This window comes from Micropruina glycogenica, from assembly GCF_900289045.1.
GTDB lineage: Bacteria > Actinomycetota > Actinomycetes > Propionibacteriales > Propionibacteriaceae > Micropruina > Micropruina glycogenica.
Window position 1 is genome coordinate 3,822,705 of record NZ_LT985188.1, and the last position, 21,973, is coordinate 3,844,677.

22 protein-coding genes are annotated in these 21,973 nt (G+C 68.8%); 15 read left to right on the forward strand and 7 right to left on the reverse strand.

Annotated features, from left to right (window positions below; translation table 11 throughout):
- Positions 1-22: 22 nt before the first annotated feature.
- The gene (locus MPLG2_RS18055; RefSeq protein WP_105187351.1) at positions 23-673 is read right to left on the reverse strand and encodes a fasciclin domain-containing protein; all 651 of its coding nucleotides are present in this window, start codon (positions 671-673) and stop codon (positions 23-25) included.
- A gap of 353 nt (positions 674-1,026) precedes the next feature.
- Complete coding sequence (locus tag MPLG2_RS18060) at positions 1,027-2,547, reverse strand: molybdopterin-dependent oxidoreductase (protein WP_105187352.1); 1,521 nt, start codon at positions 2,545-2,547, stop codon at positions 1,027-1,029.
- A 106-nt stretch (positions 2,548-2,653) separates the two neighbouring features.
- On the opposite strand from MPLG2_RS18060, the gene MPLG2_RS18065 reads away from it, so the two are divergent.
- The 3 genes from MPLG2_RS18065 to MPLG2_RS18075 are packed head-to-tail and all read left to right on the forward strand — an operon-like array spanning position 2,654 to position 5,157.
- Positions 2,654-3,823, forward strand: coding sequence for an AI-2E family transporter (locus tag MPLG2_RS18065; RefSeq protein ID WP_158681330.1), 1,170 nt, complete (start codon positions 2,654-2,656; stop codon positions 3,821-3,823).
- 45 nt (positions 3,824-3,868) lie between these two features.
- Positions 3,869-4,741 (forward strand): hypothetical protein, encoded by an 873-nt coding sequence (locus MPLG2_RS18070; protein ID WP_105187354.1) that lies wholly within the window; start codon positions 3,869-3,871, stop codon positions 4,739-4,741.
- A complete protein-coding gene (locus MPLG2_RS18075; RefSeq protein WP_105187355.1) occupies positions 4,738-5,157 on the forward strand; it encodes a DUF2089 domain-containing protein in 420 nt (139 codons plus the stop codon). Before MPLG2_RS18070 ends, MPLG2_RS18075 begins: the two co-directional genes overlap by 4 nt.
- Before the next feature lie 327 nt (positions 5,158-5,484).
- On the opposite strand, the gene greA is transcribed toward MPLG2_RS18075, so the two are convergent.
- Complete coding sequence (gene greA / locus MPLG2_RS18080; protein WP_105187356.1) at positions 5,485-5,997, reverse strand: transcription elongation factor GreA; 513 nt, start codon at positions 5,995-5,997, stop codon at positions 5,485-5,487.
- 70 nt (positions 5,998-6,067) lie between these two features.
- Complete coding sequence (locus tag MPLG2_RS18085) at positions 6,068-6,472, reverse strand: DUF4307 domain-containing protein (RefSeq protein WP_158681331.1); 405 nt, start codon at positions 6,470-6,472, stop codon at positions 6,068-6,070.
- A gap of 63 nt (positions 6,473-6,535) precedes the next feature.
- On the opposite strand from MPLG2_RS18085, the gene mca reads away from it, so the two are divergent.
- From mca to MPLG2_RS18095, 3 genes are all read left to right on the forward strand, one after another.
- Complete coding sequence (gene mca / locus MPLG2_RS18090; RefSeq protein ID WP_425543091.1) at positions 6,536-7,480, forward strand: mycothiol conjugate amidase Mca; 945 nt, start codon at positions 6,536-6,538, stop codon at positions 7,478-7,480.
- Complete coding sequence (locus tag MPLG2_RS18725; RefSeq protein WP_158681332.1) at positions 7,462-7,635, forward strand: hypothetical protein; 174 nt, start codon at positions 7,462-7,464, stop codon at positions 7,633-7,635. The genes mca and MPLG2_RS18725 overlap by 19 nt, the downstream gene beginning before the upstream one ends.
- A 362-nt stretch (positions 7,636-7,997) precedes the next feature.
- Positions 7,998-10,190, forward strand: coding sequence for a thioredoxin domain-containing protein (locus MPLG2_RS18095; RefSeq protein ID WP_105187358.1), 2,193 nt, complete (start codon positions 7,998-8,000; stop codon positions 10,188-10,190).
- A 90-nt stretch (positions 10,191-10,280) separates the two neighbouring features.
- On the opposite strand, the gene MPLG2_RS18100 is transcribed toward MPLG2_RS18095, so the two are convergent.
- Entirely contained in the window at positions 10,281-10,472 is a 192-nt protein-coding gene (locus MPLG2_RS18100) for a hypothetical protein (RefSeq protein WP_105187359.1), read from the reverse strand.
- 12 nt (positions 10,473-10,484) lie between these two features.
- A complete protein-coding gene (locus MPLG2_RS18105) occupies positions 10,485-11,555 on the reverse strand; it encodes a LacI family DNA-binding transcriptional regulator (RefSeq protein WP_105187360.1) in 1,071 nt (356 codons plus the stop codon).
- 305 nt (positions 11,556-11,860) lie between these two features.
- On the opposite strand from MPLG2_RS18105, the gene trhA reads away from it, so the two are divergent.
- The 4 genes from trhA to MPLG2_RS18125 all read left to right on the forward strand — a co-directional run bounded on the left by trhA (position 11,861) and on the right by MPLG2_RS18125 (position 14,743).
- Positions 11,861-12,511, forward strand: coding sequence for a PAQR family membrane homeostasis protein TrhA (gene trhA, locus MPLG2_RS18110; RefSeq protein ID WP_105187361.1), 651 nt, complete (start codon positions 11,861-11,863; stop codon positions 12,509-12,511).
- Positions 12,512-12,533: 22 nt separating this feature from the next.
- Positions 12,534-13,472, forward strand: coding sequence for an NAD(P)-dependent oxidoreductase (locus MPLG2_RS18115; RefSeq protein ID WP_105187362.1), 939 nt, complete (start codon positions 12,534-12,536; stop codon positions 13,470-13,472).
- Positions 13,473-13,500: 28 nt separating this feature from the next.
- Positions 13,501-14,310, forward strand: a complete 810-nt coding sequence (locus MPLG2_RS18120; protein WP_408632045.1) for an isoprenyl transferase — start codon at positions 13,501-13,503, stop codon at positions 14,308-14,310.
- A gap of 130 nt (positions 14,311-14,440) precedes the next feature.
- A complete protein-coding gene (locus tag MPLG2_RS18125) occupies positions 14,441-14,743 on the forward strand; it encodes a DUF7668 domain-containing protein (protein ID WP_105187364.1) in 303 nt (100 codons plus the stop codon).
- Positions 14,744-14,891: 148 nt separating this feature from the next.
- Here MPLG2_RS18125 and MPLG2_RS18130 read toward each other — a convergent pair whose 3' ends face one another.
- Positions 14,892-17,264 carry a glycoside hydrolase family 31 protein gene (locus tag MPLG2_RS18130; RefSeq protein WP_105187365.1) on the reverse strand — a complete coding sequence of 791 codons (2,373 nt, stop codon included), beginning with the start codon at positions 17,262-17,264 and terminating at the stop codon, positions 14,892-14,894.
- Between the two features lie 380 nt (positions 17,265-17,644).
- Here MPLG2_RS18130 and MPLG2_RS18135 point away from each other — a divergent pair, with 380 nt between their 5' ends.
- The 5 genes from MPLG2_RS18135 to MPLG2_RS18155 all read left to right on the forward strand — a co-directional run bounded on the left by MPLG2_RS18135 (position 17,645) and on the right by MPLG2_RS18155 (position 21,945).
- Entirely contained in the window at positions 17,645-18,949 is a 1,305-nt protein-coding gene (locus MPLG2_RS18135; RefSeq protein ID WP_105187366.1) for a PhoH family protein, read from the forward strand.
- Between the two features lie 224 nt (positions 18,950-19,173).
- Complete coding sequence (locus MPLG2_RS18140; RefSeq protein ID WP_105187367.1) at positions 19,174-19,560, forward strand: DoxX family protein; 387 nt, start codon at positions 19,174-19,176, stop codon at positions 19,558-19,560.
- 41 nt (positions 19,561-19,601) lie between these two features.
- Positions 19,602-20,486, forward strand: coding sequence for an NUDIX domain-containing protein (locus MPLG2_RS18145; RefSeq protein WP_105187368.1), 885 nt, complete (start codon positions 19,602-19,604; stop codon positions 20,484-20,486).
- A gap of 177 nt (positions 20,487-20,663) precedes the next feature.
- Positions 20,664-21,701, forward strand: a complete 1,038-nt coding sequence (moaA, locus tag MPLG2_RS18150) for a GTP 3',8-cyclase MoaA (RefSeq protein WP_105187369.1) — start codon at positions 20,664-20,666, stop codon at positions 21,699-21,701.
- 1 nt (position 21,702) lies between these two features.
- Complete coding sequence (locus MPLG2_RS18155) at positions 21,703-21,945, forward strand: MoaD/ThiS family protein (protein ID WP_105187370.1); 243 nt, start codon at positions 21,703-21,705, stop codon at positions 21,943-21,945.
- Positions 21,946-21,973: the final 28 nt, after the last annotated feature.

Sequence of the window (21,973 nt, forward strand, 5' to 3'; positions counted from 1 at the left end):
CCCCCCGGTCCACGACGAGAGGTCACATCTTCGGCAGCAGCACGCTGTCGATGATGTAGACCGTGGCATTCATGGTCTGCACGTTGCCGCAGACCACCTCCGCGTCACCGACCATGAAGTCCTCGCCCGAACCGGTCACCTTCAGTTCGGTCTTGGCCAGCGTGTCGTGGGTGCCGGCGAGCTGCATCGGGTCGAGCCGTCCGGCGACGACGTGGTTGGTGAGCACCTTGGTGAGCACCTTGGTGAGCATCGCCTTGTCGTTGAGCACCGCGTCGAGATCCTTCTTCGGCAGCTTGGCGAAGGCGTCGTTGGTCGGCGCGAACACGGTGATGTCGGTGGCGTTGTTCAGGGTGTCGACGAGCCCGGCCTTCTTCACGGCGGTGACCAGGGTCGACAGCGCCGGGTTGTTGCTGGCGGCGGTGGCGACGGCATCCTTCGACATGCCGTCGAACGAGCCGGCTCCGCTGGTCGGCACACTGGCACAGGCGGGGCCGAACGGCTGCATCATGGCCTGGTCCGACGGCGAGGCCGAGGTCGAGGTCATGGGCATCGACGACGAGGTCATCGGCATGGGTGCCGAGCTGTTCGGCATGGCGGAGGTGCCGCTGCTGCAGGCAGCCAGGGGCAGGAGCAGGGTGGCGGTGAGGCCGGCGATGATGGTCGACTTACGCATGATGAATCTCCTTCTGAGAGGCGTGTCTGTCATCAGGTGTTCGGAGCCCTCAGCCAGCTGGATGGGTCGATGGGAGAAGAAATCTTGAAGTGAGTACGTTCTTCTGGTTCAGGGGACGGTTCCGCCGGTTCAGAGGACGGTTCCCTCCGGGCGTGCCATGGGTTCAGTCGTGACCGAACTCGTCATCGAGGCGAACGCCGGAATCTGTGGGGCGGCGTGAGGTCGCCTCGCCGTGCGCACCTCACGACGTCGTCGACGGTGGGGACGCCAGGCGTCTGCGGTCGGGCGAGTGGTGAGATCCCGGGGCAAGCCCGGGATGACAGCCTGCATCGGCGCCGGTGTGGTGGTCGCGCTCAGCCGACGGTGACGACGACTGAATGCAACCCGGACGACCCGTCGGGGAACGGCGCCGCCCGCACCTCGGACTGGTTCGAGCCCTTGTCGTCGATCACGCGGCATTCGAGGGTGTGCTGGCCGGACGTCGCCTGCCAGGCGTAGGTCCACTGCCGCCAGTAATCGATGCCGCCGTCAGGCCCGATGTCGGTGGGTTGCCACCCGCCCCCGTCGACCCGCACCTGCACCTTCGCCACGCCGATGTTCTGCGCCCACGCCTCACCGGCGACCATCACCTTGCCCGGCTGCAGATTGGCCAGCCCGCGCGGCGTGTCGATGCGGCTGGACGGCTTCACCGGCCCTCTGGGTGCCCAGCCCCGTTGCGTCCAGTAGGCGACGTCCTTGGCGTAGGTGGTGACGGTCAACTGGGTGAGCCACTTGGTGGCGCCCACGTAGCCGTACAGGCCGGGCGTGAGCAGTCGGGCCGGAAAACCGTGTTCGGGCGGGAGCGGCTGCCCGTTCATGCCGATCGCGATCATCGAATCGCGGTCGTCGGTGAGCGCCTGCAACGGCGTGCTGGCGGTGTAGCCGTCGGTCGATCGGCTGAGCACCATGTCGGCGCCCGGCTGAACACCCGCCTTCGCCAGCAGGTCGCTGACCCGCACGCCCAGCCAGCGGGCGCCGCCGATGTAGGGCCCACCCACCTCGTTGCTGACGCAATTCAGCGTGATGTCGCGCTCGAACACCGGCAACGCGAGCAGTTGGTCCCAGCCGAGGCTGAACGGAGTGTCGACCATGCCGTCGATGCTCAACCGCCAGTCGCCCACGTCGACGCTGGGCACGATCAGGCTGGTGTCGACCCGGTAGAAGTCCTTGTTGGGCGTGACCCATGGGGCCAGCCCCGGCACGTCCGGACCGGACGGCAGCGGCGCCAGTGGGTCTGCCGGCCGCGGCAACGTGACGGCGCGTGGAGGCTGCTGGGTGGTGGCTCGGTACTGCCCGGCGATCAGCGCCACGGCGCCGGACACGCTCGCCACGGCGGTACCGGTGATGAAGGCCCGGCGCGGCAGTGCATGCGGCGCGCGGTCGTCGTCGACACGTTGGGGGGTGCCGCGCAGCAGCCAGTGCAGCACTCCGCCGCCGACCACGCCGGTGGCCAGCGCCGGCACGACCGCGAACATGCCGGCCGCCGGTGCCGCTGCCGCAGCGGCCGCAGCGATCACGGTGAGCGACGCCGGGCCGGCCCACCGCCACGCGGGTCGGCGCAGCGACAACAGCCCGATCAGTGCACCCATCGCGAGAGTGACGATCACCACGCCGCCGATCAGCACCGGTTTGTCCCAGGTGCCGAGGGTGGCGACGGCCCACTCCTTGACCGGAGTCGGGGTCAGATCGATCAGCCTGCTGCCGACGGCGACCGCCGGGGCCGCCTCGGGCGCGACGAAGCTGGCGACCAACTGCCCCGCGGCCAGGCCGGTGAACACGGCGGTGACGCCGGCGACGATCGCCCGAGTTTTCGGACGGCTGGTGTGGGTGGGCATGGTGGCCTCCTTCCCTCCACCGACTGTTCGGAGCCGACGCCCGGTCGGACGGGTGTGTCAGGCCTTCACACTAGGGTGGGGCTCCAACCCCACGAAAGGATCAGGCGTGGCCTTCCGTCCCTTCCGCCGATCACGCAGCCGTCCGTCCACCGCGGGGGCCGGCGCGGAACCGTCTGTGATCGTCGTGCCCACCGCCGAACCCGAGCCCGAGAACCCCATTCCGCAAGGTGTACGCACGGCGGCGGGCTGGGCCTGGCGGTTGCTGCTGTTCGCGGCGCTGGTGTGGGGGTTCGGGTGGCTGATGGCCGAGTTCAGCGAAGTGTCGGTGCCGCTGGGCATCGCCTTTCTGCTGACCGCACTGCTCAGTCCGCTGGCGCACCGGCTCAAGCAGTGGAACTGGCCGCCGTTGCTGGCCGCTGCCGCCTGTCTATTGCTGATGGCGTTGCTCATCGTCGGCATCGGCTGGGGCATCGGGGTCAACGCTGCCCGGCAGGCGCCCGAGCTGGCCGATCAGGCCGTCGCCGGGTTCAACCAGTTCATGCAGTGGGTGGCCAATGGGCCGCTCGCCATCGATCAGGCGCAACTCGACCGCTGGATGCAGTCGCTCACCGCCTGGGTCAGCGCGTCGCAAGCCGTACTCGCCGGGTACGTGGCCAAGATCGGCGCGTCCGTCGGGCACTTCTTCGCCGGCGTCGCCATCGCCCTGATCGCCACCTTCTTCTTTCTCGCCGAGGGTCAACACCTGTGGCAATCGGCGCAGCGCATGCTGCCCGAGCGGTATCAGCAGCCGACCAACAAAGCCGTCGAGCGCGGTTGGGCCTCGTTGGTCAGCTACATGCGCGCCCAGGTGATCGTCTCTGCCGTGGACGCCGCGGGTGTCGCTGCCATCGCGTTCTTTCTCGGGCTGCCGATGGCGTTGGCGCTGTTCGCCCTGACCTTCATCGTGTGCTTCATTCCGGTGGTGGGTGCGGTGATCGCCGGCACGGTGGCCACGTCGCTGGCGCTGATCACCCACGGGTGGGTCGCGGCGCTCATCATGGTGGGCGGCACCATCGCGGTGATGTGGCTCGAGTCGCACCTGCTGCAGCCGCTGCTGCTGGGCAAGGCGGCGCAGGTGCATCCACTGGCGGTGCTGCTCGGCATCGCCGTGGGTGCTCAGGTGGGCGGCATCGTCGGTGCTGTGATCGCGATTCCGGTGTTGGCGTTCGGGTTGGCGTTCATTCGGTCGCTGCGCGGCGTTCCCGTCGCAGGCGCCGAAGATAAGGGAAAGCCCTGAGCCCGGAGGCTTTCCATTCTAGAAACATGCGTTTACATTTGACGCATGGCACCTGAACCTGATCTCACGCCGATTCTCGAAGACCTTGCCGCGGGGCGTATCGACGCCTCCGAGGCCGCCCGACGCATCGATGCGCTCAAGGCGGCGGCCGAACAGACGTCCGAACCCAGTGACGACGAAATCGCGGGCGAGGCCGACCGGCCCGGCCAGCACGCATCCGGGGTGTTCAACCAGCCGCCGTTCATCGAGGACGTTCCGCCCAGCCCGCGCCGGGCGACGGGTGCGAAGGGCGTCGACCGGGTGAGTGTGCGCGCCGTGGCCCGCCGGGTGCGCATCGTGGGCGACGGCTCGGTGGCGACCGCGTCGGTGGACGGCCCGCATGTGCTGCGCCGCACCGGCTCGGTGCTCGAGGTGACCAGCGACGGCGACATCGGCCCCAGCTTCGACGGCTTCGTGCTGAGGCCGCCGCGCAGTTTCGACGACCTGCGCTCGATCGGGCTGGGCAAAGAACTGCTCGTGCGCGTGAACCCCAGCATCGCCGTCGACGCCGAGGTGACCGCGGGGGCTCTGACCACCGAAGGCGTGCCGTTCCTGGGCAAGATCCGGGTCACCGCGGGGGGTGCGACGCTCGATCGGGTGGCCGAAGCCAACGACGTGCTGGTGCAGGCGGGGTCCGCGACGATTCGGGGCGACCTCGCCACCGGACGGTCGCGCATTCGCTGCGAGTCGGGCTCACTCGACATCGAGCTGGGCGACCGGTCGAGCGTGACGGTGCGCACCGACGTCCAGTTGGGCAAGGTGAGCTGGGTGGGCGCCGACAACGATCACGTCGACGAGGTGGTGCTGGGTAGCGGCGCAGCGCGGCTCGATGTGGGCGTGGTGATGGGCTGGGCCACCATCAAGGCCGACCTGCGATGACCGGCGGGCATCGCAGCGCCGGGCATCGTCCGCCGGTCGACTGCCCGGTGTGCGGCGACGAACTGGTCACCAGCCGACTGGGCTGCCCCGGCTGCGGCACGGAGTTGTCGGGCCATTTCGCCCGCTGCGACTACTGCGCCCTGGACGCCAAAGAGCTCGAACTGCTGCAGGTGTTTCTCAGCTCGCGCGGCAATCTGCGCGAGGTCGAAAAGCACCTGGGCGTCTCGTACCCCACGGCGCGGGCGCGGTTCACCGATCTGCTGGTCAAGCTCGGCCTGGCGGGCGACGAGGCACCGGCCGACGCAGCGACGTCAGCGACCGGGACGTCCGACGCCAGGGAGCAGGTGTTGGCGCAGGTCTCTGCGGGCACCCTCAGCCCCGAGAAGGCGGCGGCACTGTTGGCCCAACTGCCCTGAGCAGTAAGGGACCGTGCTCTGAATCCGACCCGGGGACGGTTCTTCGTGGTCAGGGGACGGTTCTCCAGCCAGCTGGGGGACGGTTCTCTGACTGGTTGGAGAACCGTCCCCTGTCTGGTTGGAGAACCGTCCCCTGTCTGGTTGGAGAACCGTCCCCTGTCTGGTTGGAGAACCGTCCCCTGTCTGGTTGGAGAACCGTCCCCTGACTGGTTGGAGAACCGTCCCCTGTCTGGTTGGAGAACCGTCCCCTGTCTGGTTGGAGAACCGTCCCCTGACTGGTTGGAGAACCGTCCCCTTACTGGTTGGAGAACCGTCCCGGGTCGCCCGTCAGCCTTTGTACGCCTCCACGGCCAACACCGTGACCTCGATCGGGTTGCCGTTGGGCGCGGTGTAGGTCACCGTGTCGCCCACCTTCGCGCCGGTGATCGCGGCACCCAAGGGGGACTGCGGCGAGAACACCTCGATGTCGGTCGAGTCGGCCAAAGCCATCAACTCGCGCGAGCCGAGTAGAAACGTGTCGGTGTCGTCGGGGTCGTCGTCGTAGGCGATGGTCACCTTGCAGCCGGGAGCCACCTCGTGAACGTCGCCCTCGGGCGCCTCGCCCACCTGAGCGTTGCGCAGCATCGATTCGAGCTGGCGAATGCGCAGCTCCTGCTGCCCCTGCTCGTCACGCGCTGCGTGGTAGCCCGCGTTCTCGCTCAGGTCGCCCTCGTCGCGGGCGCGCGCGATCTTCGCCGTCACGGTCGCCCGACCCTCGCCCTTCAGCAACTCCAGCTCAGCGCTGGCAGCGTCGTACGCCTCCTGGGTCAGCCAGATGGTGTCAATATGCTCGTCAGCCATCGGACGAGCTTAGCCCGAAGCCACCGGTCAACGGCTAATACGCGAACTCATCGAGACGTTTCGACCTCGGTCAGGTCGCCGGGCCGCACGACTCCACGGTGATCGCCGTGCCGCGTTTGAAGGTGCGCACGCTCACCGGCACCGTGGTCAGTCGCTCGGTGCCCGGCGGCACCTGCACCCAGAGCTCCCCCACCCGGTCGTAGGTCACCGCCTGCACGATCACGAAGCACTTGGCAGCCACGGACGGGTCGGGCCGGTCGACCGTCAACGTGGCGGTCATCTCGTTGTCGCTCACCACGGCAAAGGTGTCGATGCGTCCGCTCACCTGCGGGTTGGCCCGACTCGTCGCCACCCACACCACGTAGGCGACCAACGCCAGCACCACCAGCCCCAGTACGGCCAGTACGGCGGGCGAAAACCGCTGTTTCGGGTACCGCCGACGGACGCGCTCGCGGTCGGCCTCGGTGATGGTCACCCTGTCATTCTGCCCCGTCCGGCCGGTGGAAGCGGCCGCCATCGGTTTGAGCCGGTGGGCACAATGGCGCCCATGCCTGAGACCAGCATGATGCGAGTGGACGCCGCGGGCGAGCCGTTGCGCCTGCTGGCCGTACACGCCCACCCCGACGACGAGTCGTCCAAGGGGGCGGCGACCACCGCGAAGTACGTGGCGCAGGGCGTCCAGGTGCTGGTGGCCACCTGCACGGGCGGCGAGCGTGGCTCGATTCTGAACCCGCGCATGGACACGCCCGAGAACTGGGCCAACATGACCACTCTGCGCAACGCCGAGATGGCCCGGGCGAAGACGATTCTGGGCATCGAGCAGACGTGGCTCGGCTTCGTCGACTCCGGCCTGCCCGAGGGTGATCCGCTGCCGCCCCTGCCCGAGGGCTGCTTCGGCCTGATGGACCCCGACGAGGCTGCGGGCCCCCTGGTCAAGGTGATTCGCGAGTTCAGGCCGCACGTGCTCACCACCTATGACGAGAACGGGGGCTACCCGCACCCCGACCACATCATGTGCCACAAGATCTCGATGGCCGCGGTCGATGCGGCCGGCGACCCCGACGCCTGGCCCGAGCACGGCCCCGCCTGGCAGGTGCAGAAGGTCTACTACCACATGAACTTTCATCGCGGACGGCTGGCGAAGCTCGACGAACTGATGCACGCCCAGGGGCTCGAAAGCCCGTACGCCGAGTGGCTGCAGAACTGGGAACGTGACGACGTGACAGCCCGGCTGACCACCTTCGTGCCTTGTGGCGAGTACTTTCCGCTGCGCGACCATGCGTTGCGGGCGCACGCCACGCAGATCGACCCCGACGGGTTCTGGTTTGCGGTGCCGATGGCCATTCAGCAGGCCGGCTGGCCCACCGAGGACTACCAGCTTGCCAAGTCGATGGTGCCGGTCACTCTGCCCGAGGACGACCTGTTCGCGGGCATCGACACCCGAACCCCGGTTACGCTCGACACATGGTCTTACTCGATCTAGCGGACGCCAGTTGGTTCCCCCTGGTGATGGTGCTGGGGTTGGGCGTGGTGATGTACGTGCTGTACCGCAGCATGCGGCACGAGATGGGCAAGATCACGGTGCCCGACGACCCTGAGAAGTCCGACGACACGTCCGATCAGCGATCGAACACCTGACGGTGAGGGGGTCTCTCCCGGGGGATCGGCCTTGGTCAGCATGTGCGCACGCGGTTCGAATGCGGCGTCAGGACGCGGAGGGAGTCGTACCTGCGGCCGGGTCTGATTGTGCGGCACGACCCGGCGGCCGCGTCAAAGAGGGTGTTGATCCGACCCCCGTCTGAGGTGGTCAGATCCACTTCTTGTGTGCAGTCCTGGTCTCGGCCGTCTCGCGACTAGGGGTCAGGAACAGCGCATCACACCGCTTCGGCAAACTCGCCTAGGCTAGGGGAGCGATATCCGCCGAGCACGGGGCCACGCATCGGCGCAGCGAACGCACCATTGATCAATCGGTTCGCCACCATCCACAGGAGTGACACGTAGTGACCAACCACCTGGCATCGGCGACCAGCCCGTACCTGTTGCAGCACGCCGGCAACCCGATCGACTGGTGGCCTTGGGGCGAGGACGCCTTCGAGCAGGCCCGCCGCCGCGACGTTCCGATTCTGCTGTCGGTGGGCTACGCCGCCTGCCACTGGTGCCACGTGATGGCGCACGAATCGTTCGAAGACCCCGACGTCGCCGCCCTGGTCAACGAGCACTTCGTGGCGATCAAGGTCGACCGTGAGGAACGTCCCGACGTCGACGCCGTCTACATGAAGACCACCCAGGCGCTCACCGGCAGCGGCGGCTGGCCCATGACGGTGTTTCTGACCCCCGACGGCGACCCGTTCTTCGCCGGCACCTACTACCCGCCGCAGCCGGCGGGCGGCATGCCGTCGTTCACCCAGGTGCTCACCGCCCTGGCGGACGCCTGGGCAACCCGGCGTGACGAGGTGCTGGCCAGCGCGGCGACCATCGTCGCCCATGTGGCTGACGAGTTTAACGCCCTGCCGGCGCCGGCGACCATCGATCTGCCGACGGTGCTGGCCAAGGCGTCCGCCGACTTCGACGCAGTGCACGGCGGGTTCGGCCGCGCACCCAAGTTTCCGACCCCCGGCCTGATCGACGCACTGCTGGTCACCGGTGAGCCGGCCTCGGTCGACGCGGCCCAGCGCACGCTCGAGGCGATGCTACGGGGCGGCATTCACGACCAGGTCGGGGGCGGGTTCCACCGCTACAGCGTCGACGCCGGCTGGGTGGTGCCGCACTTCGAGAAGATGCTCTACGACAACGCGCTGCTGCTGGGCAGCTACACCCGGGCGTGGTGCCGCACCGCCGACCACGACCACGGGCTGCGGGTGCTGTTCGAGCGAGCGGTGCGCGGCGTCGTCCGGTTTCTGGCCGACGACCTGCAGATCGAGGGGGGCGGCTTCGCGTCCAGCCTGGACGCCGACTCGTGCGACATTCGCGGCATGGTGCACGAGGGCATCTATTACGTGTGGTCGCCCGAGTTGCTGGTCGACGCGTTGGGTGAGTCGGACGCCGAGTGGGCTGCGGGTGTCTTTCACGTCACCGAGGTCGGCACCTTCGAACACGGCCTGTCGACGCTGCAGCTGCGCGGAACGCCTGATTGGGCGCGGCTCGACGGGGTGCTCGATCGGTTGCGCGAGGTGCGTTCCACCCGGTTCGCACCCGCCCGCGACGACAAGCTGGTGGCGGCCTGGAACGGCTTCGCGATCGATGCCCTGGTGAACGCTGCCATGGTGTTTGGCGAGCCTGACTGGCTGACGCTGGCCGAGCGGGCGGCCGGGGCCACGTGGGCACTGTGGACGGGGGACGAGCTGCGCCGCACCGCCATCGACGGCGTGCCGGGCGACGCGCCGGGTATGGCCGAGGACTACGGCGCGTTGGCCCTGGGGCTGGCGCGGTTGGCTGGGGCGACCGGATCGTCGGTGTGGCTCGATCGCGCCGTCTCGCTGCTGAACGGGGCGCTGGCCCGCTTCGACGCCGGCGACGGCGGTTTCTTCGACGCTCCAGCGACGGACGGGCTGAGGCCGTTCGCGCGGGCCCGTGACACCTCCGACAACCCCACGCCATCCGGCACCGCCTGCCTGGTGACGGTGCTGCGGTTGGTGGCGCTGCTGGCCGACCGGGCCGACTTCGCCGACCGCGCGGACGCCGCCGCCCGCACCGTGCACGGCATGGTCGAGGCGGCGCCCCGGTTCGCCGGTTGGGCGCTGGCGGACGCGTTGATCGCCGACCAGGGCCGTGGGGGACTGACCCCTGCGGTCGCCGTGATCGTCACCCCACCGCAGAGCGGTCAGGGTGACAGTGAACCGGGGGAACCCTCCAGTGAGTCTCGTCATCCCGGCGAACGCCGGGATCTCCCAACGGACGCGTCCAGCGAGTCTCTCCCAACTGAGGCGTCCAGCGAGTCCCGTGATCCCGGCGAACGCCGGGATCTCCCAACTGAGGTCGGCGGCGTCTCAGCCCTCGCGCAGGCCGCTTGGCGCATGGCCCCGTCGGGCACGGCGATCGTGGCCGGCCCCGAGGGCACAAGGGGTTTCGCGCAGCACTTCGACGACCGCCCGGCTGGCGCCGGCGGCATCGCCTACGTCTGCCGGGGCACGGTGTGCTTCGCGCCGGCGTCCACCATCAAGGGGCTGCGCACCGCACTCTGGCAGCGGGCGTGAACGATTGAACCCCTCCACCGCGATCGTGGTCGCGGTCAAGGGGTTCGAGAGCATGGACGACTCGCGCCGTCCACGTCGTGGGGTTAGGGCTCAGGCGTAGCTCGGGTCGAGACGCTTGGCCAGCCGCATGCTGCCGCGGGCGGTGGCCCGCAGCCAACGGGCGCTCAACTGGCGACCGGTGGCGTGGACGGCCGGCACGAACCGAGGGTCGAGTACCGGCTGGACGTCATGGGTGCCGAGTTCGGCGGCCTGAATCAAGGTGACTGAATTGGTCATGGTCATGTCGCTTTCCTTTCAGCGAGTGGTGATCGGTGCTGGCCCAGTGCTCGAACGCACTTTCAGCTCGATCGGCAGCAGGATCTGCCGCTCGGGGTAATCGGGGTCCATCGCGAGCCGGCCGGCCAGGCGGCCCTTCTCGACGATGGGTTGGTGCACCGACGTGAGGCCCACGAAGGCCGCGTCGGGCAGGTCGTCGAAGCCGGCGATCGACACCTCGTGGCCGGGGGTGAGGCCGCGCTGTTGCGCCGCGTCCCAGACGCCGAGGGCGAGCACGTCGCTCAGCGCGACGATTGCGGTGGGACGGTCTTGCACGTCGAGCACGTAGGCGCCGGCGGTGCGTCCGGACTCGCGCACGTTGTGGCCGGCGGTGAGCACGCGAATGCTCGCCTCAGGCATGGCCTCACGCAGGCCCGCGACCCGATTCTGGGTGAAGCCGCCGTCGTAGCGGCCGAACTCGGGGGGCAACTGCCCGTCGGCGGCCAGTTCGACGTCGAGGCGCTCCCCGCTGGACGACAACCCCCACGGCACCACCACCGCGACTCGCCGGTGACCGAGTCGGGCCAGGTGCTGGCCGATCAGTCGTCCGGCGAACCGGTCATCGATGCCCACCCAGTCACCCTCGGACCCCGGCGTGGTGCCGACCACGCGGACCCCCCGGCCGGCCAGCCGCTCGAAACCCGGGTGATTGGCGATCTGCGCTCCGCTGACCACGGCGTCGACCGGGGCCCGTTGCAGGGACTCGTCGTCGCCGCCCTCTGAGCGCAGCAGCAGCACCGAGGCCTCGTACTCTTCGAGTGCCTCGCCCAGGCCGGCCATGAACATCACCGTGTAGGGGTCGGAGAACGCCGCCGAGAGGTGAGATCCGAAAACGAACCCGCAGATGCCGGACTTGCCCGAGCGAAGAGCGCGGCCCGCGGCACTGGGGCCGCAGTAACCCAGCTCTTTGGCCTTGGCGAAGATCTGCTGGCGCAGTTCGTCCGACAGCCGGTCGGGCTTGCTGTACGCGTTCGACACCGTGGTGACCGAGACGCCCAGGCTCTGGGCGAGGGTCTTCATGGTGACCGGGTTGCTCCCGTGGTGCCCCATGGCTGACTCCGCTCCGCGTGCTGCCGATATGGTTGATCGATAAAGTGAGCGTTACACTTTATCGATCAACCGTGCAAGTGGGCTGCCAGCTGGTGTGACCGCGAGGATTGGCGATCTCGCGATCGCTGCACGATGTCGGCTGGGTCGCAGGGTTTCGTCCTGCTGCACGAGAGTAAGCACCCAAGGCGAGATCGTGCCGTGATCTCGAGATCGCCTGACGCGCGGTTATTTCAACACTTGTTGATTTGATCCCTCCAGAAACCTACGCTACCGTAGGTTGCGTGACCGCGACGCTAGGACGTGCCATGGAAACCAGCCAGGGTCCCCTTCCGAAACCGCTGATGCGGGGCTGGCTGCACCTGGCGATGACCCCTATCGCACTTCTCGCCGGCCTCACCCTGGTGGTGCTGGCACCCACCCTGCCCGGACGCGTCGGCGGTGCCGTCTGGCTGCTCGCCGCCGTCGAACTGTTCGGCGTCAGCGCCCTCTACCACCGCGGCACCTGGGGCGAGCGCACCGGCGTGATGCTGCGCCGGCTCGACCACGCCAATATCTTCGTGTTCATCGCCGCCTCGTACACTCCGCTGGCGCTAATGCTGCTCAGCCCGCCGAGCCGCACCATGCTGCTGATCATCATCTGGTCGGCGGCCCTGGCCGGGGTGTTCTTCAACCTGGTCTGGCTCACCTCGCCACGCTGGCTGCACACGCTGCTCTACCTGGTGATGGGCTGGGCCGCGCTCGGCTGGCTGGGCGAGTTCTGGGCCAACGCCAGCCTGCCCGCCTTCGTGCTGATCTCGCTCGGCGGCCTGATCTACACCATCGGGGCCGTCGTGTACGCACTCAAACGGCCCGATCCGTCGCCGCGCTACTTCGGCTACCACGAGATCTTCCACGCCTGCACCATCGTGGCGGCCATCTGCCACTTCATCGCGATCGCGATGGTCACCCTCGGCTGAGCAGACGTGACATGGTGGACGCATGCTGCTGATCGTTCCCACCGACGCCCCCTTCGTGCTCGACCCCGTCGACGACGTCGAGGTACTTGCCTACGACCCGAACGACGACCTGACCGACGCCCACCTGGCCGCCGATGCCGCCGTGGTCTGGGGCTTCGCCTCGCCGATCATCACCCAACTGCTCGGCGCCCCGCGGCTGCGGTGGATCCAGACCCTGACCGCCGGCCCCGACCCCGTGCTGGCCGCGGGCTTTCCGGCCAGCGTGCAGGTGACCACCGGACGCGGCTTTCACGACGAAACCGTCGCCGAGCACGCCCTCGCGCTTGCCCTGGCCGGCCTGCGTCAGCTACCCGAATGCCTGGAAGCACAGGCTGACCGGCGCTGGGCCGACGAGCTGACCGGCTTTCGTCCGCTGTTCGACGGGGTCACCCTCACCAGCCTGATCGGGGCCCAGGTGACCGTTTGGGGCTTCGGTTCCATCGGCCAGACCATCGCCGCCCGGTTCGCGGCCATGGGCGCCACCGTCACCGGCGTCGCGCGCAGCGCCGGCGAGCGAGGCGGGTTCGCCGTGCGCGCCACCGCCGAGGTGGACGACCTGCTGCCGCAGACCGATGTACTCGTGCTCGTGCTGCCCAAGTCGCCCGAGACCGACAACGTGTTAGACGCCCGGCGGCTGGCCCTGCTGCCCAGCTACGCGTGGGTGATCAACGTGGGCCGAGGCAACGCCATCGACGAACCTGCGCTCGCCGCGGCGCTGCACGACGGCAGCCTCGGCGGCGCCGGGCTCGACGTGTTCAAGGCCGAGCCGCTGCCGGCGGACTCGCCGCTGTGGTCCGCGCCGCACGTGATCATCACGCCGCACAACGCCGGCGGCCGTCCGCTGCACACCAAGGAGTTCATCACCGACAACCTGCACCGGCTCTTGAACGGTGACCAGCTGCGCAATCTGGCGCCGCGCTGACGCTGCCCACGACTGTAGGGTGGCGCGCATGGAGTGGGTCACTCGCGTCGCCCGGGTGCTCTCTGCGCTCGATCCGACCGGGCTCGCCTACCGCGCCTACGAGCAACGCCTGCTCGCCGACCTGACCCCCGACCGACTACCCAAGCACGTCGCGGTGATGGCTGACGGCAACCGGCGCTGGGCCCGCCGCAACGCGCCGGCAGAACCCGTCGCGGTCGGCTACGACGCAGGCGCTGACAAGCTCAAAGAGTTCGTCGGCTGGTGCGAAGAGGTGGGCATTCCCACTGTCACGGTATGGGTGCTGTCGACCGAGAACCTCGACCGTTCCGACGACAGTGAGTTCGCCCCGCTGCTGCAGGTGATCGAGGACCTGGTGGTCGAACTCGCCGCCGACGGCCCATGGCGGGTGCAGATCGTCGGCGACCTCGACCTGCTGCCCGACGCGATGGCGGCGCGGCTGCGCGAGGCGTCGGCGTCGACCGAGGGCCGCGAGGGCATGCACGTCAACGTGGCGGTCAGTTACGGCGGACGGCACGAGTTGCGCGACGCGTTCCGCTCCCTGCTCGCTGCCGAGGCGGCCAAGGGCACGAGCCTCGCCGACCTGGCCAAGACCATCGAGATCGACCAGATCGCCTCACACCTGTACACCGCGGGCCAGCCCGACCCCGACCTGGTGATTCGTACCTCTGGCGAGCAGCGGCTGTCGGGCTTTCTGATCTGGCAGTCGGCGCACAGCGAGTTCTACTTTCACGAGGCGTTGTGGCCCGACTTTCGCAAGGTGGACTTCATTCGCGCCCTGCGCTCGTACGCCCAGAGGGAGCGTCGGTTCGGCCGATAGCGGGCGCACAGCCGCACCGCGGCAACTGTTCAGTCGAGCGCGCACATCGCGGCGGGCGAGCGTGCGCGGTCGAGACGCAGCGTCGCACGCGCCTTTCCGCCCACAGGTCCCGGGTGGCACGATGCCGGCCATGGCAGGCGTCCCCGAGCGGTACCGAGCGTCCATCAGGCACGAGCTCGACGACCTTGTCGCCGGGGCCCGGCCCGAACTGGTGACCTGGGTGCACCAGTACGGCGACGACGGAGCCACGCTGATCGAGCAGCCGGAAGACATCTGGGCACACGAACGCGCCGATGTCATCGAGCGAACGGACGGTTCCGCCTACGTCGTGCTGCCCCTGTGGACGACACAGGAGGCTCCGAGCGACCTCAGTGCCGAGGTGGAGATCGCCGTGGACGGTACCGCCGAGATCAGCGACGTGCACGTGCTCTGATCGCCAGTACCCGACAGCCGATGAAAGGCTGGTTGTCGCTGGTCGAGACCCCTTGCGGCTAGGGGTTTCGACAAGCTCAACCGACGATCGCGCGTTGACCAGCGCTTCCCTGGGTGGTTCGATGGATCCGCACCCAGCGACCGGCGCGCTAGCTCGCGAGCAGCAGTTCGTACAAAGCCGCCCGCAGCGCATCGGGCAGGTCCAGGCCGTCCAACTGGCGCAGCGCGTCCACCGGCTCGCCGGCCTGATCGATCGCCTGCCAGGCCCGGTCTTTGGTCATGTAGTCGCCCTGCACGCTGCGCAACACCTCGAAGAGCCGCTCGCGCAACGTGGGGTGGGCCGGCGCTTCGACGTCGGTGAGCCGGACGACTGCGCCGGTGCCGCTCAGCACCACGCCCACCTCGATGCGCAGCCCCTGGTCGGTGGCGTGCACGTCGTCTCGATCGACGTTGGCGGCCCCGATGCCGTGCAGCACCACCGTCCATTCACGGGCCGACGGCACCACGTCGAGTTCACCCTCGGCGGCCCCGATGGTGAACTCGCCCTCGTCGTCGTTCCAGGCCAGCCGGGTGCGCACCACCCGCGGCACGGCGGCGTCGTCGTCCTCGTACAGCGTGAACTCGCCGTCGGCGCCGGTGAACACGTGCACCTCGAACGATGCCGGATTGCCCACGCCCAGCTCGTCCGGCCCGGTGAGCGGCACGATCGCCCCCGCCCGCGCCAACACCGGGTACTGCCCGATCGGCCGGTGCAGCTGCACCATGCGTTCGCCCGCGTACGTGACGTTGGTGAAGAAGTCCGTCCAGCGGCCCTCGGGCAACCACGACGACACCGCACCCAGCCCCGTCTCGGCATCGGCCGGTGACGTGATCGGCAGCACCAGCAGCTCGGTGCCGAAGAAGTAGGTGTTGCGAGACCCGAAGTTCTTGGGCAGAAAGATGTCACCCGACTGGTTCTCGTGGTACAGCGGCCGGCACAGCGCCTTGGCCTCGCGATTGGCCCGCTCGTTCATCGTGTACAGGTAGGGCACCAGCCGGTGCCGCAGCCGCAGAAAGTCGACCATCACCGAGGCGTAGGGCTCCGGAAAGTTCCACGGCTCCTTGCCCTGAAAGGCGCTCAGCGTCGAGTGCAGCCGGTTGATCGGGGCGAACGTGCCGAACTGAAACCACCGGGTGACCAGTTCGTGATCGCGGTGGCCGAACATGTGGCCGCCGATGTCGTGGCTCCACCAGCCGAAGCCGATGTTGGACGCCGTCGCGGTGAACTCGGGCTGAAAGTCCAGGCTGGCCCAGGTGTTGACCGTGTCGCCCGAGAACCCGACCGGGTAGCGGTGCGAGCCGGGCCCGGCGTAGCGCGAGAAGGTGATCGGACGCTGCCCGCGCCGCGCGCTGTCGAGAAAATGAAAATGGTTCAGCAGCCACAGCGGGTCGAGCCCGGCCACCGACGTGTGCGTACCCTGCTGCCAGTCGAGCCACCAGAAGTCGACGCCCTGGTCTTCGAGCGGGTGATGCACCTGCTCGAAGTAGGCCCGCAGAAACGCCTGGTCGGCGATGTCGAAGTCGACCGGCTGTTCGGTTCCGGGGTCGATGCCGAGTGCGGCGGCGATGCGCGGGTAGGCCTCTTCGAAGGCCCGGACGCCGTCGGCCGGGTGCACGTTCAGCGCGACCTTGAGCCCGTGCTCGTGCAGTGCGGTGAGGAAGGCCTCGGGGTCGGGGAACAGTTCGCGGTTCCAGGTGTAGCCCGTCCACCCGGTGCCGTACTGGGGCGGAACGTCGACCAGGTGCCAGTCCATGTCGATCACGGCGACGCTGAACGGCACCCGTTCGGCCTCGAAGCGCTGCATCAGTTCGCGGTACTCGTCGGCGGTGTAGGGGTGGTAGCGGCTCCACCAGTTGCCGAACGCCCACCGCGGCAGCAGCGGCTGCGGGCCGGTGAGCCGGTGAAAGTCGTCAAGGGCGGCTTGGTAGTCGCCGCCGTGGGCGAACAGGTACACGTCGATGTTGCCGGGTAGGCGAGCGCCGATCCAGCCGTCGGCGGTCAGCGCCATGGTGTGGCTGTCGTCGAGCATGGCGCTGCCGTTGAAGCTGAGCACGCCGTCGTCGAGGTCGGTGCGGCCGTCCACCTCGTCGAGGGTGCGCGCGGTGCCGCCCAGGTTGGCGTCGCCGTCCATCCACAGCGACTGCCGCTCGCCGTAGCGCCAGGTGCGGCGGTGGCCCGTGCCGCCGGCGAGATGGGCGAACAGGCCGCCGGCGCTGAAGGGGCCCTCGTCGTAGCTGAGGTGCACGCCATCGGTGACGATCTCGATGCCCTTCGCGGTGCGGTGCACGGTGAAGTCCACCGGGTCGAACGCACGATTGACCACCATCTGCGTCGCCCGGTCTTCGAACTCACCCGACTCTGAGTATTCGAGCCGAAACAGTGCGGGGCTCAGCACCGTGATGCGGTAGTGGTCGCCCCGCACCTGTGAATCTGGGTCGGCCTGGGGCGTCGTGGGCATGATCAGGTGTTCGGGCAACGTCATGCGCGGCAGTCTAGGCAGGGCCCGTCTGGTTGTCGCACCGGCCGTATCGGTTCCCTCGGTTCAAGGAACGGTTCCCTGAACCAAAGGAACCGTTCCACTGAACGCAATCGTGAACATCTGATGACACGCCCGTTCGGGTGTGCGCGTCGTCCCGTGATTGCCCGCCGGCTCGACTAGCGTGCCAATACGGCCGCTGGACGGGCGGCCTCCAGGAGGAACGAATGCGTTTGACCCTGACCGGTCGAACCCGAGGGTCGGCACCCGGCCCAACCCCTCCCGGCTGACCATCGCAGGGCGGCCGGCGCGGGTGCTGCGTGCGGCCCAACGAGACAGGAGCGCACGTGCCCGGAACCACCAGTTCAACTCGTCGAACCACCCACGTGGACGCCTCAACCGCCGTGCGCACGTACGTGATCGACACCTCGGTGCTGCTCAGCGATCCGCACGCCCTGCGCAACTTCGCCGAGCACGAGGTGATCGTGCCGATCGTGGTGGTCACCGAACTCGAAGCCAAGCGCCACCACCCCGAACTGGGCTACTTCGCCCGCGCCGCCCTGCGCTACCTCGACGAACTGCGCATCGCCAACGGACGACTCGACCTGCCCCTGCGCGTCAACGAGGCCGGCGGCACCCTGCACGTCGAACTGAACCACTCCGACCAGACCGTGCTGCCGCTGGGCTTTCGGCTGGGCGACAACGACTCGCGCATTCTGGCCGTCGCGCTCAACTACTCCAACGAGGGCCGCGACGTCGTTCTGGTCAGCAAGGACGTCCCCCTGCGGGTCAAAGCCTCGGCCGTCGGCTTGGCCGCCGAGGAGTACCTGCACGAGCTGCCCGCCGACACCGGCTGGACCGGCATGGCCGAGGTCGAGGTCACCCAGGCCAGCATCGACGCCCTGTACTCGGCCGGCACCGCGATCGTGCCCGAGGCCGTCGACCTGCCCTGTCACAGCGGGGTGGTGCTTCACGCGTCCGGCTCGTCCGCTCTCGGCCGGGTGTTGCCCGACGGTTCGGTGAAGCTCGTGCGCGGCGAGCGCGACTGCTTCGGCATTCACGGACGCTCCGCCGAGCAGCGGGTGGCCCTCGACCTGCTGCTCGACCCGTCCGTCGGTATCGTGTCCTTGGGCGGCAAGGCCGGCACCGGCAAGTCAGCCCTGGCCTTGTGCGCCGGGCTCGAGTCGGTGCTCGAGCGGCAGCAGCACGCCAAGGTGCTGGTCTTCCGTCCGCTGTACGCAGTCGGCGGGCAAGAACTCGGCTACCTGCCCGGCACCGAGGGCGAGAAGATGTCGCCCTGGGCGCAGGCCGTGTTCGACACCCTCGGCTCGGTGACCAACCGCAACGTGATCGACGAGGTGCTGGCCCGCGACATGCTCGAGGTGCTGCCGCTCACCCACATTCGCGGACGATCCCTGCACGACGCGTTCGTGATCGTCGACGAGGCGCAGTCGCTGGAGCGCAACGTGCTGCTCACCGTGCTGTCGCGCATCGGCCAGAACTCGCGGGTGGTGCTCACCCACGATGTGGCCCAGCGCGACAACCTGCGGGTCGGACGGCACGACGGCGTCGTGGCGGTGGTCGAGAAGCTGAAGGGACACCCGCTGTTCGCCCACGTCACGTTGACCCGGTCGGAGCGCTCGCCGATCGCTGCCCTGGTCACCGACATGCTCGAGGACGTCGGCTTCTGAGCTCGGTTTCGATCCGACGTAGCTGCCTTCGTGACACGTAGCTGCCCGCACGCAGGCAGCGACGTGTCACGAAGGCAGTCACGTCTGGCTACCTGGTCGACTCACATTCTGAGATCCCGGCGTCCGCCGGAATGACGTCACTCTTCATACCGGCGAACGCCGATTTTCACCACACACCGAAAAGAGTCTGGACGGCACTCGCGTCGCCCGTGTGAAGTGGAGCCATGAAGACGTTCGCACGCTGGCTGTTGGCCGGTTCGATGGTGTTCGCGGGGGCCAGTCACCTGTGGTGGGGCCGCAAGGAGTTTCAGGCCCAGGTACCCGACTGGATCACCGACACCACGGGCCTCGACAAAGACGCGGTGGTGGTCGCCTCCGGGGCCGTCGAGGTGATGCTCGGTGCTGCTCTGGTCACCCTGCCGAAAGACCGGCGGCGGGTCGGCGCGATCCTGGCCGCCTTCTTCGTGGCGGTCTTTCCCGGCAACATCGCCCAGTACGTCGATCGCCGTGACGGGTTCAGCCTCGACACCGACACCAAGCGACTCGTTCGGCTGTTCTTTCAGCCCGTGCTGGTCGCGTGGGCACTGTGGAGCACCGCCCCCGACAAGTAGTAGCTGATGCCGCAGCGGGCACAGCGTGTCAGGCTGGGCACATGACCGATCCCACCCCACCGCTGCGCTACCCGCCGCGCGACCTCGGTGACGCCTGGGTGGTGGCCCCGTCGGGCGAGCGCTACTGGGGACGGTTCGGTGCCGCCGGGCTGCTGACCGTTGACGACCGGCGAGGGGTGCTGCTGCAGCATCGGGCGTCATGGAGCCACCACGGCGACACCTGGGGGGTGCCCGGGGGAGCGCTGCACCAGCACGAGCCGGCCGTGCAGGCCGCGCTGCGCGAGGCGTCCGAAGAAGCCGGCGTGCCCATCGACGCGGTGCGGCCCTGGCTCACCGACGTGGCCGACCGTGAGGTGTGGTCGTACACCACGGTGGTGGCGCAGGTGGTCACCCCGTTCGAGGCGACCATCAGCGACCCGGAGAGCCTTGACCTGGCCTGGGTGCCCGTCGACGAGGTGACACGGCTACCCCTGCACCCCGGCTTCGCGGCCTCGTGGGGGCGGCTGCGTGGCCTGCTTGCGGTGCGTCCGGTCATCGTGGTCGACGCGGCGAACGTGGTGGGTTCGGTGCCCGACGGCTGGTGGCGCGACCGTCCTGGGGCCGCCTCGCGCCTGCTCACGCGGCTCGCGACCCTGGCCACCACGGGTGTGCCGGCGGGCGCTCTCGAACTGCCGGGGCACACCTGGTTCACCGACTGGGCCGTGGTGCTCGAAGGCCAGGCCAGGGCGGCTGCGGACGTCCCTGGTCTGCAGGTGGTGCGAGCCGACGCGGGCGGCGACGACCGCATCGTGCACGAGGCCGAGTTGCTGCGCGCCGGCGGCCGGCCCGTGACTGCGGTGACCAGCGATCGAGGGCTGACGGAACGCCTCGAACGGCTGGGGGCGACCGTGCGCCCAGCGGGTTGGCTACTCGATCAGTTCAGCTGAACCCACCCCTTGCTCGGGTGGCCGATATCGGGTGCCCTGGGCTGCTCTCGCTCCGAAACGTAACTGCCTTTCTGACACCTGACTGCCTGCACGCGGGCAGCGACGTGTCACAAAGGCAGCTACTTCGCTCAGTCCACCTTTCGTCGGCCTCTGGGTCGGCTCGCGTAGGGTTGGGGCATGACGGTTGGAGTGCGGGTGCCCCTGAGGCTGGCCGACGCGCACGGACGGGTCGCCACCGACCTGCGCGTGTCGCTCACCGACCGCTGCAACCTGCGCTGCACCTACTGCATGCCCGCCGACGGGCTGCAGTGGTTTCCCACCGACGAGGTACTCACCGACGCCGAGGTTCTGCGGGTGCTGGCCATTGCGGTCGGGCAGCTGGGCGTCACCAGGATTCGCTTCACCGGCGGTGAACCCCTGCTGCGCCGCTCGCTCGAAGACATCGTGGCCGGGTCTGCGCGCCTGCGCACCCGCGGCGGGGGCACGCCCGAGTTGTCGCTGACCACCAACGGCATCGGGCTCGACAAGAGGGTGACTGCGCTTGTCGCAGCCGGATTGAACCGCGTCAACGTGTCGCTCGACTCGCTCGACCGCGACCGGTACGCCGCGCTGGCCAGGCGTGACCGGTTGGACGCCGTGCTGGCAGGACTGGCCGCCGCCGAGGCCGCCGGGCTGCTGCCGGTGAAGGTGAATGCGGTGATCATGCGCGGCCACAACGAGGCCGACGTGGTGCCGCTCGCTCAGTTCTGCCTCGAACGACGCTATCAGTTGCGCTACATCGAGCAGATGCCGATGGGGCCGCAGCACCAGTGGGACCGGTCGCAGATGGTGACCCAGGCCGAGATTCTGGCCCTGCTGGGGCAGCGGTTCGACCTGGCCCCGGCGGCAGAACCGCGCGGCTCGGCGCCGGCCGAGTTGTGGCGCGTGGCGCCGGACGACCGCCAGCCGGGCGGGCTGCTGGGCGTCATTCCGACGGTGACCGGGCCGTTCTGCGCCGCCTGCGACCGCACCCGCATCACCGCCGACGGCCAGATTCGCACTTGCCTGTTCAGCCGAACCGAAACCGACCTGCGCACCCCGCTGCGCCACGGGGCGTCCGATCTGGAACTGGCCGAACTGTGGGCCAGAGCCCAGGGCCTCAAGGCGCCTGCGCACGGCATCGGAGAGCCCGGCTTCGTGCAGCCCACTCGAACCATGAGCGCCATCGGAGGTTGACGTGAAGATTCGCTACTTCGCCGGAGCGGCCGAGGCGGCCGGCGTCACCGAAGAGACCATCGAGTCGGACTTCGAGGTGACGGTCGCCGAACTCGTCGATCAGTTGAGCGCCGACCGTGAGCGGCTGGCGAAGGTGCTGGCGGTCTCGACCCTGCTGATCGACGGACGCCCCACGCATGTGCGAACCGAGTACGTCAGCCCCGGCGCCCAGATCGACGTGCTGCCGCCGTTCGCCGGCGGTTAGTCGGAGTTTCTTTCGGCTCATCGGTGGC

What these genes read in the sequence shown, in the direction of transcription:
- mca (WP_425543091.1), top strand. Translation starts at nt 6,536, where the DNA reads ATGGCGCCCATGCCTGAGACCAGCATGATGCGAGTGGACGCCGCGGGC.
- MPLG2_RS18125 (WP_105187364.1), top strand. Translation starts at nt 14,441, where the DNA reads ATGGCAGGCGTCCCCGAGCGGTACCGAGCGTCCATCAGGCACGAGCTC.
- MPLG2_RS18120 (WP_408632045.1), top strand. Translation starts at nt 13,501, where the DNA reads ATGGAGTGGGTCACTCGCGTCGCCCGGGTGCTCTCTGCGCTCGATCCG.
- MPLG2_RS18055 (WP_105187351.1), bottom strand. Translation starts at nt 673, where the DNA reads ATGCGTAAGTCGACCATCATCGCCGGCCTCACCGCCACCCTGCTCCTG.
- MPLG2_RS18130 (WP_105187365.1), bottom strand. Translation starts at nt 17,264, where the DNA reads ATGACGTTGCCCGAACACCTGATCATGCCCACGACGCCCCAGGCCGAC.
- MPLG2_RS18060 (WP_105187352.1), bottom strand. Translation starts at nt 2,547, where the DNA reads ATGCCCACCCACACCAGCCGTCCGAAAACTCGGGCGATCGTCGCCGGC.
- MPLG2_RS18725 (WP_158681332.1), top strand. Translation starts at nt 7,462, where the DNA reads ATGGTCTTACTCGATCTAGCGGACGCCAGTTGGTTCCCCCTGGTGATG.
- MPLG2_RS18115 (WP_105187362.1), top strand. Translation starts at nt 12,534, where the DNA reads ATGCTGCTGATCGTTCCCACCGACGCCCCCTTCGTGCTCGACCCCGTC.
- MPLG2_RS18140 (WP_105187367.1), top strand. Translation starts at nt 19,174, where the DNA reads ATGAAGACGTTCGCACGCTGGCTGTTGGCCGGTTCGATGGTGTTCGCG.
- MPLG2_RS18075 (WP_105187355.1), top strand. Translation starts at nt 4,738, where the DNA reads ATGACCGGCGGGCATCGCAGCGCCGGGCATCGTCCGCCGGTCGACTGC.
- moaA (WP_105187369.1), top strand. Translation starts at nt 20,664, where the DNA reads ATGACGGTTGGAGTGCGGGTGCCCCTGAGGCTGGCCGACGCGCACGGA.
- MPLG2_RS18070 (WP_105187354.1), top strand. Translation starts at nt 3,869, where the DNA reads ATGGCACCTGAACCTGATCTCACGCCGATTCTCGAAGACCTTGCCGCG.
- MPLG2_RS18105 (WP_105187360.1), bottom strand. Translation starts at nt 11,555, where the DNA reads ATGGGGCACCACGGGAGCAACCCGGTCACCATGAAGACCCTCGCCCAG.
- trhA (WP_105187361.1), top strand. Translation starts at nt 11,861, where the DNA reads ATGGAAACCAGCCAGGGTCCCCTTCCGAAACCGCTGATGCGGGGCTGG.
- greA (WP_105187356.1), bottom strand. Translation starts at nt 5,997, where the DNA reads ATGGCTGACGAGCATATTGACACCATCTGGCTGACCCAGGAGGCGTAC.
- MPLG2_RS18100 (WP_105187359.1), bottom strand. Translation starts at nt 10,472, where the DNA reads ATGACCATGACCAATTCAGTCACCTTGATTCAGGCCGCCGAACTCGGC.
- MPLG2_RS18145 (WP_105187368.1), top strand. Translation starts at nt 19,602, where the DNA reads ATGACCGATCCCACCCCACCGCTGCGCTACCCGCCGCGCGACCTCGGT.